Genomic DNA, 15,447 nt, shown 5'->3' with positions numbered 1-15,447 from the left:
GGCAGTGTGCATGTTTCATTTGAAAGGCGTTCATCACATCGCAATGAACTGCAGCGATGTCGTGAAGGTAGCTCATTTTTTTAAAGACATTTTGGAAGTTCCCATCCCGGAAGAGAATATAGTGGAAGGAGCGCCTGTCTACTTTCAAATCGGCACATACACACGGATCGGTCTCCATCCATACGGCGGGGAGGAAGGCAAGGGAGGAGTGGGCCAGATTGATCACCTGGCTTTTTCCGTAACGAGCCGTGCGGAACTGGACTACCTGGTCGACAAGCTGGAAGCGGAAAACATTTGCTACCGCGGCCCCATCGCGCGTCCGACCAGCTTTAATCTCTATTTTGAGACGCCGGACGGCCACCATCTCGAAGTGCGGCTGGATAAGGACGAGTTTGACGAATAGAAAACGGATTGATGCGGAAAGGAGCTTCTGCTCGGATGGGCAGGAGTTTTTTTGTTTGTGTCGAGAAAAACAACTCCCTCCTGACAGAACACGACAGTGCCTCCTATCCCTCGTCAAAGGATTCGACCTGCCGATCCGCGAACCCAAACTACAGAAAAGGGGTGAGCGAGCGTGATCGGGATTGGCAGGTTGCTGGCAGAGGTGGCGGAGCGGTTGCAGAGAAGGCCGCACATAAGGTTTCTGACGGTCGGTTGGGAAAAGCGGGTCGGCATTGTCGCGGTGGATACGAAGCTGCGGTGGCAGCTGACGTTTTCGCAAGGGAGCGCTTCGTGGGGAGAGTGGCGGGAGGAGCAGTCCGCCGATTTGGTGCTGCACGGCCGCGAGAAGCTGATCCGCATGCTGCTTGCGGGCGACGAGCTGCAGTATTTGAGCGCCAAACAGCAGGTGCGGTTTTCCGGTACGGTGCGCGATCAACTGAAGCTGGATGCGATCTTGCGGCTGACCAGCAAGTGAGCGGAAGACTTTGTGGTATAATGGAAAGAAACGACAATCGAGGAGGAGCCTATGTCTGTAACCATTTCTTTGAAGCAGGCCGTGACCGCGCGCGAGGCATCTATTGCCGAAACATTCCGTCATTTGCATGAAAATCCGGAGATCAGCTGGAAGGAAGTAGAGACGACGTGCTATTTGGAGGAGCGGATGCGATCACTGGGACTTACGGTCACGACCTTTGACGATTGCACCGGCCTGGTGGCGGAATGGGGAGAAGGCAAGCCGGTGGTGGGCTTGCGCACCGACATCGACGCGCTGTGGCAAGAAGTGGACGGAGAGTGGCGGGCCAATCACTCTTGCGGACATGATGCCCACATGACGCTGGTCGTGGAAGCAGTGGAATCGCTGATCGCATCGGGCTACCAGCCTCCGGGCAAGGTGAAGATTTTGTTCCAGCCTGCGGAGGAGAAGGGGACAGGCGCTCTGAAGCTCATAGAAAAAGGCGTCGTGGACGACATCGATTTCCTGTACGGGGTTCATCTGCGGCCTGTTCAGGAGATGAAGGGCGGTCATGCCGGTCCGGCGATCTACAATGGCGCGGCCATGTTCATGTACGGAGAAATAACGGGAGTGTCTGCCCACGGCGCGCGGCCGCATCTTGGCATCAATGCCATCGAGGTAGCGAATGCGATCATTACGGGCATCAGTCAGATACATATCGACCCTACCGTTCCGGCGACCGTGAAAATGACCATGCTCCAGGCGGGCGGGGAAAGCTACAACATCATCCCGGACAAGGCGCGTTTCGCCCTCGACTTGCGGGCGCAGACGAATCAGGCGATGGATGAGCTGATTGCGCGGGTGCGCCGGGTGATCGAGGGAGCTGCCCTTTCTTTCGGAGCAACGATCGACGTCCAGGAAGGCTCCCGCATGGTAGCGGCGGAAGTCAACGAGGAGGCCAAACGGCTGATGGAGCAGGCAATCGTCGACGTGCTCGGCGAGGAAAATTTGCGCCCGGCTCCGGTCAGCCCGGGTGCCGAGGACTTCCATTTTTACACCGTGGAGCGTCCGCAGATCAAGGCCACGATGCTGGCGCTCGGCTGCGACCTGTCTCCTGGACTGCACCATCCGCACATGCGATTCGATCAGGGGGCGCTGGCCAACGGCGTGGAAATTTTGGCGCGCGTGGTCGTCAAAACTTTCGAGCATCTCGCATAGCGCAGGAAGCAGGCAAGCCTGGCACCGCATCTGGTGCCGGGTTTTTTATGCTTTGCCTGCCGGAAGAATGACCAAACGCTGGTGCTTGGCTCCCATATTCTATATACTGGAGGTCGACGCTTCCATCACACAGCATTTCAGTGTTTCGCTGCCTGTGCCAGCAATTTACTGCCACCGTGTACAAGCATGGGGGAAGGAAAGCGGATGGCTCGGGAAAACTACTCATAACCGTTATTCACACATTCTCCAAATGCGGTCCTAAAATTATGTAGCTTATTTCGGTAAATGTGATATACTAATTACAAATTGAACGACAAAATGAACGACAGAGAGAAAGTCGCAATAACGGATATACAATTGGGAAGGAGATCGTTCACACATGGAAACCAAAATCGTGCATCAGCTTGCTGACATTCTGGGAGCAGCAAAGGTCCATCACAACCTGCCTGTTGCGAAGCTCATCGAAATGGCAGTACAGCGTGGCGAGGGGATTTTGACCGACAAAGGGGCGCTCAATGCGCTGACAGGCAAGTTTACTGGCCGTTCGCCAAAAGACAAATTTGTGGTGGACGAAACTTCCGTACACGATAAAATCAACTGGGGTCCTGTCAACCAGCCGATCTCCACTGAACACTTCCTGCGCTTGCAGCAAGATGTGCTCGATTACCTGCAAGACAAAGAGCTGTTTGTGTTTGACGGCTTTGCCGGCGCGGACCCGACCTACCGTTTGCCGATCCGCGTCGTAAACGAATACGCTTGGCACAACCTGTTTGCCCGTCAGCTGTTCATCCGTCCGACAGAAGAGGAGCTCGCCAGCCACGAAGCACAGTTCACGGTCGTGTATGCGCCGACCTTCAAGGCGAACCCGGAAGTGCATGGCACCAACTCCGAGACGTTCATCGTGGTTAGCTTCGAGCACAAAACCGTGCTGATCGGCGGTACCGAATATGCCGGAGAAATGAAAAAATCGATCTTCAGCGTCATGAACTTCCTGCTGCCGGAGCAAGGCGTCCTGTCCATGCACTGCTCCGCCAACGTCGGCAAAGACGGCGATGTGGCGCTGTTCTTCGGTCTGTCCGGTACAGGCAAAACGACCTTGTCCGCCGACCCGAACCGCTTCCTGATCGGCGACGACGAGCACGGCTGGTCCGATGACGGGGTGTTCAACATCGAAGGCGGCTGCTACGCCAAATGCATCAAGCTGTCCGAAGAAGGCGAACCGCAAATCTGGAACGCCATCCGGTTCGGTACGGTTCTGGAAAACGTAGATATTGACGAAGAAACGCGCAAAGCAAATTACGACAGCGATAAATACACGGAAAACACCCGTGCCGCCTACCCGGTAGAAATGATTTCCGGCGCCGTGATTCCAGGCGTGGCCGCACAGCCGAATGTGATCGTGTTCCTGACGGCGGACTCGTTCGGGGTGCTGCCTCCGATCTCCAAGCTGACCAAGGAACAGGCGATGTACCACTTCCTGTCCGGCTACACCAGCAAAATGGCGGGCACCGAGCGCGGCGTCACCGCTCCGCAAACTGAATTCTCCACCTGCTTCGGAGCACCGTTCCTGCCGCTGCATCCAGTGGTGTACGCAGAAATGCTGGGTAAAAAGATCGACGAGCGCGACGTGCAAGTCTACCTCGTCAACACCGGGTGGACAGGTGGACCCGTCGGCGTCGGCAGCCGCATGAAACTGAGTTACACCCGTGCGATGGTGACGGCAGCGCTGAATGGCGATCTGGAAAAAGTGGAATACGTCACAGACGCGACTTTCGGCGTGAAAGTGCCGACGACTTGCCCGAACGTGCCGGCTGAAGTCCTGCAACCGCGCAATACGTGGGCAAACAAGGAAGACTACGACAAACAGGCGGCAGACCTGGCTTCCCGTTTCATCGAGAACTTCCAGAAAAACTTCCCGAATGCGACCGAGATTGCGCAAGCAGGTCCAAAAGCGTAAAGCGATCGAAGAAGAAAAAACGGTTAGACACACGACGTCTGACCGTTTTTTCCTGTGCTTTTTCAGGTAATCTCAGCTGTTTCCAAAATGATGGGACAGTGATCGCTGCCTGTTATTTTTGCGTCGATTTGCGCGTCAACCAAAAAAGGAGCCAGTCTTTGCGAGGCCAGGAAGTAGTCGATGCGCCAGCCGATGTTCCGCTCCCGTACGTTGGGCATGTAAGACCACCAGGTGTAGGCGTCCTTTTGCTCGGGATAGAAGTAGCGGAACGTGTCAAGAAAGCCGGATTGGAGCAGCTGGGTCATCTTGTCCCGCTCCTCCTGGGTGAAGCCGGAGTTGCTGCGGTTCGACCTGGCGTTTTTGAGGTCGATTTCCTGATGGGCGACGTTCAGGTCTCCGCAGACGATCACCGGCTTTTTCGCGTCCAGCTCCAGGAGGTAGCGGCGGAACCGGTCCTCCCACTCCAGACGGTAGTCCAGCCGGGAAAGGTCGCGCTTGGCATTTGGGGTATACACGTTCACGAGGAAAAAGGACGAAAATTCGAGTGTAATCACCCGGCCTTCAGGCTCGTGATTTTCCTCGAGGCCGTAGCGCACGGACAGCGGCTTGACTTTTGTGAAGACGGCGGTGCCGGAGTAGCCTTTTTTGATGGCGTAGTTCCAGTACTGCTCGTATTCGCCGGCCCAATCCGCCGTGAACTGCCCTTCCTGCAGCTTGGTTTCCTGAACGCAGAAAATATCCGCATCCACCTTTGCAAAATAGTCGGTAAAGCCTTTGGCGACGCAAGCTCGAAGCCCGTTTACATTCCACGATACCAGTTTCATTGTCAGCTGTGTCTCCTTGCAACGATTTGGCAGATGCCGTTTCCTCTATCCTATCATATCGGGGCCAGGCTACATTTCTTTTCAGTCCGAGTATTTCTTGAACAAGGGCAGGGAAAAATGTTCCAATGGTGAGGGGGTGGAGTTTGGGTGTCGCCAAATGGTGACTTTCTAAATATAATGATTTAAAAATTACAGATATGTTCTATTCCTTGATTTATAATTATTCTTATTATAAGATGGGTATTGAGAATGGATTGAGAATCAACCCACTCACTTCTGACGTTTATGGAGGGAATTCAGATGACAGCAGTACCGCATTTGCAAATAAAAAACCTTCGCGCCAAGATCGAGGACAAAGAAATCCTCAAAGGCATGAATCTGGAAATCAAGGGCGGCGAAGTTCATGCGATCATGGGCCCGAACGGAACGGGTAAATCCACGCTGGCTTCCACGCTGATGGGTCATCCAAAATACGAGGTAACCGAAGGCGAAGTCATCCTTAACGGCGAAAACCTGCTGGAAATGGAAGTAGACGAACGCGCCCGCGCCGGTCTGTTCCTCGCCATGCAATATCCGTCCGAAATCAGCGGCGTGACCAACTCCGACTTCCTGCGTTCCGCCATCAACGCCCGCCGCGGCGAAGGCAACGAAATCTCCCTGATGAAGTTCATCCGCGAGATGGACAAGAAAATGAGCATCCTGGAAATGGATGAATCGTTCTCCCACCGCTACCTGAACGAAGGCTTCTCCGGCGGTGAGAAAAAGCGCAACGAGATTCTGCAAATGATGCTTCTCGAGCCAACCTTCTGTATCCTGGACGAGATCGACTCCGGTCTCGACATCGACGCGCTGAAAGTCGTTGCGAACGGCGTCAATGAAATGCGCTCCGCTGACCGCGGCTTTTTGATCATCACCCACTACCAGCGCTTGCTGAACTATGTGAAGCCTGACTTCGTACACGTCATGATGCAGGGCCGTATCGTGAAGTCCGGTGGTCCAGAGCTGGCTGAACGCCTCGAGGCAGAAGGCTATGACTGGATCAAGGAAGAGCTCGGCATCGAGGATGAAACCGTAAACGCCAACGTGTAGGAAAGAAGGAGGCAGCAGTGAAATGAGTGTGGATGTACAGCTCCGCTTCGATGCTGAAGCGATCACCGAGTACTCCAAAGCGAATCAGGAGCCTGCCTGGTTCCTGGAAAAGCGCCTCGCCGGCCTGAAGGCGGCGGGAGAGCTGCAACTGCCCGTTTTGGAGAAAACGAAAATCGATAAATGGAACACGACGGAATACGATCCGTTCCTGACCGGAGCCAAAGCGGCGACAGCAGGCGAGCTTGACGAACTGGTCAAGGCGCAAATCGACGTCGACAGCGTGAAAAACCTGTTGGTGCAAAAAAACGCGACTGCTGTTTTTGAAGCCGTCTCCGAAGACCTGAAGAGCAAGGGAGTCATCTTTGCCCCGTTTGCCAAAGCACTGGCGGAGCATGGCGATCTCGTGCAAAAATACGCAGGGAAAGTCGTTGCCTTTGACGAGCACAAGCTGACGGCTCTGCATGCAGCGACTGTCAACGGCGGTGTGTTCCTCTACGTGCCGAAAAACGTGGAAGTGGAAGTGCCGCTGCAAGCTGTCTTTGAAGTAGCCGGCGACCATGCGCTCCTCTCTCCGCACGTGTTGATCGTGGCAGAAGCGAACAGCAAAGTGATTTACGTAGATACATTCGTGTCCGGCGAAGGCAAAAACATGGTAGCCAGCAGCGTCGTGGAAGTATTCGTAGGCCCTGGCGCATCCGTGCAGGTAGCTTCCGTGCGCTCCCTGTCCGCAGAGGTGCACGACTACAGCTTCCGCCGGGCTACCGTAGACCGTGACGGCAAAATGGAATGGATTCTGGGTGAGATGAACGACGGAAACACCGTTGCCAACAACACGACGATCCTCCAAGGCACAGGCTCCGTTGCCGAGACCAAATCCATCTCTGTCGGAACAGGCTCCCAACGCCAAAACCTGACTTCGCAGGTGCAGCACATCGGTACGCACTCCGAGTCTGACATGGTGAGCAAGGCCGTCATGACGGGGGAAGCGGTCAGCATTTTGAACGGTATCACGAAAATCGAAAAAGGCGCTACGAAAGCGAACGGTGTACAGGCAGAGAACATCCTGATGCTGAGCGACAAAGCCCGCGGAGACGCCAACCCGATTCTTTTGATCGACGAGGACGACGTCAAAGCAGGTCACGCCGCATCTGTCGGACGTTTCAGCGAAGAGTCGCTCTACTACCTGATGTCTCGCGGTATTACCCGTGAAAGTGCGGAACGTCTGATTATCCTGGGCTTCCTCGATCCGGTTGTGTCCCAGATCCCGGTAGAAGAAGTGAAGAACAGGCTCCGCCAAGCGCTTGAAAGGAAGTTAGGCTAATGAACGCCAAGGAGCTTCGGCAATATTTTCCTATCCTGCACCAACAGATCAACGGACATCCGCTGGTCTATCTCGACAATGGAGCGACCTCCCAAAAGCCGATTCCGGTAATGGAGGCGATGGATAAATACTACAAGGCATTCAACTCCAACGTCCACCGCGGCGTGCACACGTTGGGTAACATGGCGACGGATGCGTATGAGGGCGCGCGGGAGAAAGTTCGCGCGTTTATCAATGCGCGGGAAGCGGCTGAAGTCGTGTTTACCCGCGGGACGACGTCGGCGATCAATACCGTGGCGTACGGCTATGCCCGTACGTACCTCAAACCGGGCGATGAGATCGTGACGACCATCGTGGAGCACCATGCCAATTTCATCCCGTGGCAGCAGGCAGCCAAGGCGACCGGAGCTACCTTCAAGTTCATTCCGCTGGCCGAGGACGGCACCGTGACGCTGGAAGCGGTGAGGGCGACGATTACGGACAACACCAAGCTCGTGGCGATTCACCATATTTCCAACGTCCTGGGGGATACTACTCCGATCAAGGAAATCGCAAAAATCGCCCATGAGCATGGCGCCCTGCTGCTGGTAGACGGAGCACAGGGAGCCCCGCACAAAAAAATCGACGTCCAGGATCTGGATTGCGATTTTTATGCGTTTTCCGCGCACAAGATGGCCGGCCCGACCGGCGTCGGCGTGCTGTACGGCAAGCGCGAGGTGCTGGAGCGGGTAGAGCCGATGGAATTCGGCGGCGAGATGATCGACTACGTGGACCTGTACGAGTCCACCTGGAAGGAGCTGCCCTGGAAGTTTGAAGGCGGTACTCCGATCATCGCCGGCGCGATCGGGCTCGGAGCCGCGATCGACTTTTTGAACGAGATCGGCATGGACAACATCGAGCGCCATGAAAAGCAGCTCGTGAAATACGCGATCGAGCAAATGCGCGAGATCGAAGGCTTGACGATTTACGGCCCGACGCAGGACCGCAGCAGTTTAATAACCTTCAATCTGGATACGGTGCATCCGCATGACCTGGCGACGGTACTCGACAGCTATGGAATCGCAGTCCGTGCCGGACATCACTGCGCGCAGCCGCTGATGCGCTGGTTGAATTGCACGGCTACCGCACGGGCAAGTTTCTACCTGTACAATACAGAAGAAGACGTTGATGCGCTGGCGGAAGGATTGAAGAAGGCGAAGGAGTTTTTCGGCAATGTCTTCTCTTGATGATTTATACCGCCGCGTCATTATGGATCACTACCAGAAGCCCCGCAACCGCGGGAAACTGGACGAATCCGACGGACTCATAGTCAATTTGAACAATCCGACCTGTGGCGACAGCATCTCGCTCTCCCTGAAAGTGGCAGAGGGCAAGGTGCAAGACGCGAGATTCCTGGGCGATGGCTGCTCGATCAGCATGTCCTCCGCATCGATGATGACAGATGCGGTCAAGGGCAAAACAGTGGAAGAAGCGCTGGATTTGGCCCACAAGTTTTCCGAATTGATGCAGGGCAAGGAGATCGACGAATCTATCGACCTCGGGGACATCGAGGCGCTGTCCGGCGTGGCGAAGTTCCCGGCCCGCATCAAATGCGCGACGCTTGCCTGGAAGGCGCTGGAGCAAGGCATCAAACAGGCCGGGCAGGAATAGCAATCATAAAGGAGTGAGCAACGATGGCGAAAAAAGCCCCTGAATTACAGGATTACCAGTACGGCTTCCGCGACAAGGACGTGTCCGTGTTCCGTACGAAAAAGGGCCTGACTCGCGAAATCGTCGAAGAAATTTCGCGGATCAAGGACGAGCCAGCCTGGATGCTGGAATTCCGTTTGAAAGCACTGGACATTTTCAACAGCCTCCCAATGCCAAAATGGGGCGGCGATCTGGATTCCCTCGACTTCGACAGCATCACCTACTACGTGAAGCCGTCCGAAAAGCAAGGGCGCAGCTGGGATGAGGTGCCAGAAGAAATCAAGGCGACGTTCGACAAACTGGGGATTCCGGAAGCGGAGCAAAAGTTCCTTGCAGGCGTATCCGCCCAGTACGAGTCCGAGGTCGTGTACCACAACATGCAGGAAGACCTCGAAAAACTGGGCGTGCTGTTCTGCGACATGGATTCCGCAGTGAAGCTGTACCCGGACATCGTGAAGGAATACTTCGCGACGGTCATTCCTCCGGCAGACAACAAGTTCGCAGCCCTGAACTCGGCAGTATGGTCCGGCGGTTCCTTCATTTACGTGCCAAAAGGCGTAAAAGTGGACACTCCGCTGCAAGCGTACTTCCGCATCAACTCCGAGAACATGGGTCAGTTCGAGCGCACGCTGATTATTGCAGATGAAGATTCCTTTGTTCACTATGTAGAAGGCTGTACCGCTCCGATCTACAGCACGGATTCCTTGCACTCCGCGGTTGTAGAGATCATCGTGAAAGAACGCGCCCGTTGCCGTTACACGACGATCCAGAACTGGTCCAACAACGTCTACAACCTCGTGACGAAGCGCGCGGTTGCTTACGCAGACGCGAACATGGAATGGATCGACGGCAACATCGGCTCCAAGCTGACGATGAAATACCCGGCGGTCATCATGAAAGGGCCTCGCGCCAAAGGTACTGTTCTTTCCATCGCGGTAGCAGGAAAAGGACAGCATCAGGACGCAGGCGCGAAAATGATCCACCTGGCTCCGGATTGCACATCGACCATCATTTCCAAATCGATCTCCCGCGACGGCGGTAAAGTAACCTACCGCGGACTGTCGCAGTTTGGCCGCAAGTCGGAAGGCTCCAAGTCCAACATCAAGTGCGACACGCTCATTCTCGACAAACTGTCCACGTCCGACACGATCCCGTACAACGAGATCATGAACGACAACATCACGCTGGAGCACGAAGCGACGGTCTCCAAAGTGTCCGAGGATCAGCTGTTCTACCTGATGAGCCGCGGCCTCACCGAAGCGGAAGCGACCGAGATGATCGTCATGGGCTTCATCGAGCCGTTCACCAAAGAACTGCCGATGGAGTACGCGGTAGAGATGAATCGACTCATCAAGTTTGAGATGGAAGGTTCTATCGGGTAATTCTTGCGTCACAGGTAAATACGTGTCCGCAGCAAGTCGCTCGGACACGTATTTTTTGTTTGCATGAGAAACCTTCAAGAGTCTTTCCCACGACCAGCCAGGGAGTGGGGTGTCTCTTGAAGGTTTTTTTGCGTGTGCCGCACGCAGCAAGTGACACCGCCGATGAAACATTTGCCAAGTGGTTTCTACGCAGCGAAAGGCTGCCCGCACGAGTCCAATACGGGAGGGCAAGTCTGTTTCACGCGGGGGAAAGAAAAAACTTTCGGGACGTTGTTAATGGTTTTCCAAAGCCTGCGTATTTACTTGTGCAAGTTGGCCAGACGAGCTGGTGGAGTTCGCCAGGGAAGAGAGGAGGAAGCAAAGTGGAGTGTGTGCCAGTGGCCAGGGAGATTCATCAAGAGCGGGCAAATAAGCTTCGCGGCGATGGTTTGACCACCGAGCAGTTTACCGAGATTTACGAGAGATACTTCGACCGCGTGTACAAGTATATCTACTACCGGATTCAAAATCAGTATGAGTCGGAGGATATTTGCAGCCAGGTATTTGAAACAGTCATCGCCAAGTTTCACACGTTTTCAGAGGAGAGGGCCTCATTTGAAGTTTGGCTGTTTGCGATCGCACGAAACGCGGTGACAGATTACTTTCGCTCGCGCAATAAGAGATTCCATTTTTCGCTGGATTCCATCGCCGAGTTTATCATGCCCAAATCGTCACCCGAAGAGCTGGCGATCCAGAATGATACGCACCGGACTCTGTTTCAAGCCTTGGCAAAACTGCGGGACAAAGAAAAGAACATCCTCGCCCTGAAGTTCGCCGCCGGCCTGAAAAACGCTGAAATTGCCGCAATGATGAATATAAGCGAGTCCAACATCGGTGTCGTCGTCTACAGGAGTTTGAAAAAGCTGGAAAAAATCTTGGGGACAGGCAGGGATCGAGATGAGTAAGAAACGAGACTGGGAAGATGTCAAAGACGTGACCGATCTGCTAAAGGGTGGAAGGGTCGAGAACAAGTTGGCAAAAGAGCGCATTTACAAACGTCTCGTACACAAAATCGAGACGGGAACCATTCAAACCAGCCACGGGAAAAAGGACGGGATGATGCAAATGAACAAGAAATGGAAAACAACTGCTGCCGCTGCTGTCGCTGTCGTCATGATCGGCGGAGGGCTTTCTACGACCTCCTATGCGCAAGGAATGATCCAATCCATCCTCGCCAGCTTTCAGGTAGGGAATATGGAAATCGTTCAGGTTGACAAGGAACGGCCGACTTCTGCCGAGAACATTTCCACCGAGCAGAGCAGCCAAGCCGCGTCCCGTGCAGTGGAGCTGCCCAAGCGACCACAGCTGAGCCTGCAGGAAGCGCGCGCTGCTGTCGGGATCAACTTCCCGGCGCCGACATGGATGGCTGATTTTTCCTACGTGAATACCGTCGTTCACGGAAAAAGCATGGTAGAGGTGCAGTACGCGCAAGGCGAGAAGACCGTGAACTTTCTGATTTCGCAGGGGGGGAAAAACGGCATCGAGACCACTGGCGAAGTAAAAACAGAGGTGCTGGAAGGGAAAAAGGTCTATTTCGCAAACGGCATTGTCATCTGGGAGCATGACGGGTTCACGGTAGAGATGTACGCCCGAGATGATTTCGACACCCCGACATTGAAGAAAATTATTAAAAGCTTTGCGGCCGGAGAACCATTGACGCAAGCGCAAATTGATCAGGCAAAAGCAAACGTGGACAGTCTGATCCAGACCGAACGAGCTGCAACAGCCGCTCCTGCTCCTGCAGCGCCCTGACGATACGAAGAAAAACGGTCATCTCATGCAGCGGGAATTCTCCTGCTTCGACGGAATCCATCGTCTTCCCCGCGATGGATTCCGTTTCTTCTTGTGCATAAAAGAGTCAATGATCATTAGGCGATTTGCATGTGGGTGTTGTATATTCATAACGAAAGGCAACGAATCGATACCGGATCGCATAGGGATCGGGTCGAGAGAGAATAGAGCGGGACGTTCGCGAAAGGATTGGGCAGGATGTGCTCGGCAGATGTGAGGTTGTTCATCGCCTAAATTTGGAGAGTAACGATATTTCGAGCAGATAGCAGGGTAAGGAGTCACATATGATACTAGTAAAACAACTGTTGGATCACTGCAGCCGCGCGTTTGGCAGCAGCGGGGAGCTGTACCAGACGGAGGAGGCTGACGTGCTGATTGCCGTTTACCCGCCTACCAGAAGGCGCGGGTGGTGGACGTATGCCACGCTGGAGCTGCACCGGACGGGGGCGAGTGAATGTCTGCTGTATTCCTACCAGTTTGATCGGGAAATCGTCACCTTGCTTGGGCGGGTAGCCGGGCAGGTCAGGGATAGGTGGGAGCAGGAGCGTGCGCGTCTTGCGCCGGGGGATGTGTTCGTGCTGGGAAATGCGATTCAGGAAGCATCGCGGTTGGACTGCGTGATTGCGACACCGGCTGATTTTGAAGAGGACGGCTTTGATTACTATACGAACGGCGCAGAAGTCATTTGTTTTTTGATGCTGCATGCCATCGCGTCGACGGAAGCAAAGTTCGCAGAGCAGTACGGTCTTTCGGCTCTGGAAAATTTGTTTGTGCGTGCCGGCGTCGATTCCCTGGACTTCATGCGCAGCCCTGTCATATGAGAAGGGAGCGAGCGGGATGAAAGCAGTGCGGATGAGAGTGACCGTGGTGGTCGTGCATGAAGGGAAAATATTGTTGATACGGGAAAAGTCGGGCGGAGAAGTCGGCTACAGCCTTCCCGGCGGCAATGTCGAGTACCTGGAAGCTCTGCCGGAGGCGACGCGCAGAGAGGTCTGGGAGGAGACAGGCTTGCTCGTGGAGATGGAGCGTCTGCTCTGGGTGGACGAACGCATCGTGCGGTCGGGAGAAGGAAAGCATACCGTAGCGGTCGCGGTGAAAGCCCGGTTGATCGGGGAGGACACCACGCCCATACCCGGCGGGATCGAAGACGAGCATATCGAATGGGCCGGATGGGTCCCGCTGGAGGAGTGGTGTACGCTGCCGCAATACGGAGCCGCTCGCCAGGAGCAGGTGATAAAGGCGCTGGCAAACGACTACAAGCCCGAGTACATCGGCAGCACGCTTGACGAAATGGCGCCGTGAGCCAGGCTGTGCTGCAAGCGGTGTGGCGTAAGGCTCCTGAACTGTGCGGGCACATGTGGGGCGACCAGCGCAGAATGGCATTTCGCGGCTGAAAAAAGCTGTGCGTGAGACGGAGCCGCTCCGGTAAAGCGATAGACGGGGCCATTCCCGGCTCAATCGAAAGACGGCAGCCATGGCGCAGCCCGCCATCATCGCCTCGTGGGGATAGCTGACGATTCGCGGCAGGACACTGTCTGATCCGCTGTGAAAATTGCTGGAAAATTGCTCGATCGACCTCGTATTCGGCAAGCGGGCCGTTTTCGCTTCGCCTTCCTCTGACAGTTTGAGCGCGGAAAAAACGGCGGCTCGTCTCCGGTTGCAAAATGGGGGGGAATGAGTATAATATAGATATGTTGCTCAAGGTAAACTTTTTTGGACATAGCAAACCCTATATTTTTTTCCTTGAAAGTTGCACACGTGCAAAAAAGGTGGATAAAGCCACAAGGGTAGGTGGATTATGATGATACGTGGTTCAAATGTCAATGAAGCAGTTGAACAAAGAAGCTGGAGGCAGGCGGCCCAGCAGCCGTCATTGCCCGAGGTGCACCGCTCGCTGAAGGTGCCGCAAAAAGGGTCGTGGATTCGCAAGTTTCTCGCTTTTGCAGGTCCCGGCTACCTCGTCGCCGTCGGGTACATGGACCCGGGGAACTGGGCCACCGATATTGCCGGGGGCTCGCTGTTCGGCTACTCCCTGCTGTCGGTTATCATGCTGTCCAATCTCATGGCAATTTTGCTGCAGGCGTTGGCAGGAAAGCTGGGGATCGTCACAGGCCGGGATCTGGCGCAAGCGTGCCGGGATCATTACAGCAAGCCGGTTGCGATGGGGCTGTGGGTTTTGTGCGAGCTGGCGATTGCGGCATGCGACCTGGCCGAAGTGATCGGGGCCGCGATTGCCCTGAACCTGCTGTTTGGCATCCCGCTATTATACGGGGTGCTGATTACCGCGCTGGACGTGTTGGTCGTTCTCTTTTTGCAAAATAAAGGCTTTCGCTACATCGAATCGATCGTCATCGCCCTGATTGTGACCATCGGTGCGTGCTTTGCTTTCGAGATGATCTGGTCGCAGCCGGAAGTGAAAGAAATCCTGGGCGGGTTCATCCCGTCCGCCGAGATCGTGAAAAACCCGGAAATGCTCTACATCGCCATCGGCATTTTGGGCGCGACCGTCATGCCGCATAACCTGTACCTGCATTCCTCGGTCGTACAGACGCGGCAATACGAGCAGACGACGCTCGGCAAGCGGGAAGCGATCAAATACGCGACGGCGGATTCGACGATCGCGCTGGTCTTTGCCCTTGGCATCAACGCAGCGATCCTGATCCTGTCTGCAGCGACCTTTCACCGGGCCGGCATGACGGAAGTGGCGGAGATCGGGGATGCGTACCATTTGCTCGCACCGCTGCTCGGGACGACGCTGGGGAGTATCCTGTTCGGCGTCGCCTTGCTGGCCGCCGGGATGAACTCGACACTGACAGGGACGCTGGCCGGGCAGATCGTCATGGAAGGCTTCCTGAACCTGCGCATCACGCCGTGGCTAAGACGGCTGATTACGCGGCTGATCGCCATTGTCCCGGCTGTCATCGTGACGGCGCTGTACGGCGAGAGCGGAACGGCGCAGCTGCTCATTTTAAGCCAGGTCATCTTGTCTCTCCAGCTTAGTTTTGCTGTCGTGCCGCTGGTGAAATTTACGAATGACAAACAAAAAATGGGCGAGTTCGTGAACAAGCCATGGCTGAAGGTGCTGTCCTGGATCGTGGCGGTCATCATCGTGGTGCTGAACGCGTACTTGCTCTGTCAGACCTTGTTCGGTTGACGGCAAAGGCAGTACAGGGGGCTTTTCCTTTGGAAGAGGCCCCTTTTTCGTGCAGACAAACGGTTCGCCGCCGCAGTCCGGTTTGGAA

General features: G+C 55.0%; 15 protein-coding genes. 14 read left to right on the top strand and 1 reads right to left on the bottom strand.

What is annotated here, in order from left to right:
• Positions 1-10 precede the first annotated feature (10 nt).
• The 4 genes from ACFSO0_RS10815 to pckA all read left to right on the top strand — a co-directional run bounded on the left by ACFSO0_RS10815 (position 11) and on the right by pckA (position 4,070).
• Positions 11-403, top strand: a complete 393-nt coding sequence (locus tag ACFSO0_RS10815) for a VOC family protein (protein WP_376879892.1) — start codon at positions 11-13, stop codon at positions 401-403.
• Between the two features lie 171 nt (positions 404-574).
• Positions 575-916, top strand: coding sequence for an SCP-2 sterol transfer family protein (locus ACFSO0_RS10810; RefSeq protein WP_376879890.1), 342 nt, complete (start codon positions 575-577; stop codon positions 914-916).
• A gap of 51 nt (positions 917-967) precedes the next feature.
• Positions 968-2,113, top strand: coding sequence for a M20 peptidase aminoacylase family protein (locus ACFSO0_RS10805; RefSeq protein WP_376879888.1), 1,146 nt, complete (start codon positions 968-970; stop codon positions 2,111-2,113).
• 379 nt (positions 2,114-2,492) lie between these two features.
• Positions 2,493-4,070 (top strand): phosphoenolpyruvate carboxykinase (ATP), encoded by a 1,578-nt coding sequence (gene pckA, locus ACFSO0_RS10800; RefSeq protein WP_376879886.1) that lies wholly within the window; start codon positions 2,493-2,495, stop codon positions 4,068-4,070.
• A gap of 62 nt (positions 4,071-4,132) precedes the next feature.
• Here pckA and ACFSO0_RS10795 read toward each other — a convergent pair whose 3' ends face one another.
• Positions 4,133-4,894, bottom strand: coding sequence for an exodeoxyribonuclease III (locus tag ACFSO0_RS10795; RefSeq protein ID WP_376879884.1), 762 nt, complete (start codon positions 4,892-4,894; stop codon positions 4,133-4,135).
• A gap of 300 nt (positions 4,895-5,194) precedes the next feature.
• Between ACFSO0_RS10795 and sufC the strand changes: the two genes are divergently transcribed.
• The 10 genes from sufC to ACFSO0_RS10745 all read left to right on the top strand — a co-directional run bounded on the left by sufC (position 5,195) and on the right by ACFSO0_RS10745 (position 15,359).
• On the top strand, positions 5,195-5,983 hold the full coding sequence (gene sufC / locus ACFSO0_RS10790; protein WP_376879882.1) for a Fe-S cluster assembly ATPase SufC: 789 nt from the start codon (positions 5,195-5,197) through the stop codon (positions 5,981-5,983).
• A gap of 22 nt (positions 5,984-6,005) precedes the next feature.
• Entirely contained in the window at positions 6,006-7,304 is a 1,299-nt protein-coding gene (sufD, locus tag ACFSO0_RS10785) for a Fe-S cluster assembly protein SufD (protein ID WP_376879879.1), read from the top strand.
• A complete protein-coding gene (locus ACFSO0_RS10780) occupies positions 7,304-8,530 on the top strand; it encodes a cysteine desulfurase (RefSeq protein WP_376879877.1) in 1,227 nt (408 codons plus the stop codon). The genes sufD and ACFSO0_RS10780 overlap by 1 nt, the downstream gene beginning before the upstream one ends.
• The gene (gene sufU, locus ACFSO0_RS10775; protein ID WP_376879874.1) at positions 8,517-8,954 is read left to right on the top strand and encodes a Fe-S cluster assembly sulfur transfer protein SufU; all 438 of its coding nucleotides are present in this window, start codon (positions 8,517-8,519) and stop codon (positions 8,952-8,954) included. Before ACFSO0_RS10780 ends, sufU begins: the two co-directional genes overlap by 14 nt.
• A 23-nt stretch (positions 8,955-8,977) precedes the next feature.
• Complete coding sequence (gene sufB, locus ACFSO0_RS10770; RefSeq protein WP_376879871.1) at positions 8,978-10,375, top strand: Fe-S cluster assembly protein SufB; 1,398 nt, start codon at positions 8,978-8,980, stop codon at positions 10,373-10,375.
• 362 nt (positions 10,376-10,737) lie between these two features.
• On the top strand, positions 10,738-11,319 hold the full coding sequence (locus tag ACFSO0_RS10765; RefSeq protein WP_376879868.1) for a sigma-70 family RNA polymerase sigma factor: 582 nt from the start codon (positions 10,738-10,740) through the stop codon (positions 11,317-11,319).
• Positions 11,312-12,166 (top strand): hypothetical protein, encoded by an 855-nt coding sequence (locus tag ACFSO0_RS10760; protein ID WP_376879866.1) that lies wholly within the window; start codon positions 11,312-11,314, stop codon positions 12,164-12,166. The genes ACFSO0_RS10765 and ACFSO0_RS10760 overlap by 8 nt, the downstream gene beginning before the upstream one ends.
• Positions 12,167-12,489: 323 nt before the next feature.
• Positions 12,490-13,026 (top strand): suppressor of fused domain protein, encoded by a 537-nt coding sequence (locus tag ACFSO0_RS10755; RefSeq protein WP_376879864.1) that lies wholly within the window; start codon positions 12,490-12,492, stop codon positions 13,024-13,026.
• A 16-nt stretch (positions 13,027-13,042) separates the two neighbouring features.
• Positions 13,043-13,507, top strand: a complete 465-nt coding sequence (locus ACFSO0_RS10750) for an NUDIX domain-containing protein (protein ID WP_376879862.1) — start codon at positions 13,043-13,045, stop codon at positions 13,505-13,507.
• 499 nt (positions 13,508-14,006) lie between these two features.
• Positions 14,007-15,359, top strand: a complete 1,353-nt coding sequence (locus tag ACFSO0_RS10745; RefSeq protein WP_376879861.1) for an Nramp family divalent metal transporter — start codon at positions 14,007-14,009, stop codon at positions 15,357-15,359.
• Positions 15,360-15,447: the final 88 nt, after the last annotated feature.

The organism is Brevibacillus sp. GCM10020057 (assembly GCF_042683565.1).
Taxonomy (GTDB): Bacteria; Bacillota; Bacilli; order Brevibacillales; family Brevibacillaceae; genus Brevibacillus.
Note: the sequence above shows the minus strand (reverse complement) of the source record. Positions and strands in the feature narration are given on the sequence as shown.

Excerpts from the sequence above, each read along its gene's own strand:
- ACFSO0_RS10755 (WP_376879864.1), top strand. The coding sequence starts at position 12,490 with ATGATACTAGTAAAACAACTGTTGGATCACTGCAGCCGCGCGTTTGGC.
- ACFSO0_RS10805 (WP_376879888.1), top strand. The coding sequence starts at position 968 with ATGTCTGTAACCATTTCTTTGAAGCAGGCCGTGACCGCGCGCGAGGCA.
- sufD (WP_376879879.1), top strand. The coding sequence starts at position 6,006 with ATGAGTGTGGATGTACAGCTCCGCTTCGATGCTGAAGCGATCACCGAG.
- ACFSO0_RS10745 (WP_376879861.1), top strand. The coding sequence starts at position 14,007 with ATGATACGTGGTTCAAATGTCAATGAAGCAGTTGAACAAAGAAGCTGG.
- sufB (WP_376879871.1), top strand. The coding sequence starts at position 8,978 with ATGGCGAAAAAAGCCCCTGAATTACAGGATTACCAGTACGGCTTCCGC.
- ACFSO0_RS10760 (WP_376879866.1), top strand. The coding sequence starts at position 11,312 with ATGAGTAAGAAACGAGACTGGGAAGATGTCAAAGACGTGACCGATCTG.
- sufC (WP_376879882.1), top strand. The coding sequence starts at position 5,195 with ATGACAGCAGTACCGCATTTGCAAATAAAAAACCTTCGCGCCAAGATC.
- ACFSO0_RS10815 (WP_376879892.1), top strand. The coding sequence starts at position 11 with ATGTTTCATTTGAAAGGCGTTCATCACATCGCAATGAACTGCAGCGAT.
- sufU (WP_376879874.1), top strand. The coding sequence starts at position 8,517 with ATGTCTTCTCTTGATGATTTATACCGCCGCGTCATTATGGATCACTAC.
- pckA (WP_376879886.1), top strand. The coding sequence starts at position 2,493 with ATGGAAACCAAAATCGTGCATCAGCTTGCTGACATTCTGGGAGCAGCA.
- ACFSO0_RS10780 (WP_376879877.1), top strand. The coding sequence starts at position 7,304 with ATGAACGCCAAGGAGCTTCGGCAATATTTTCCTATCCTGCACCAACAG.
- ACFSO0_RS10795 (WP_376879884.1), bottom strand. The coding sequence starts at position 4,894 with ATGAAACTGGTATCGTGGAATGTAAACGGGCTTCGAGCTTGCGTCGCC.
- ACFSO0_RS10750 (WP_376879862.1), top strand. The coding sequence starts at position 13,043 with ATGAAAGCAGTGCGGATGAGAGTGACCGTGGTGGTCGTGCATGAAGGG.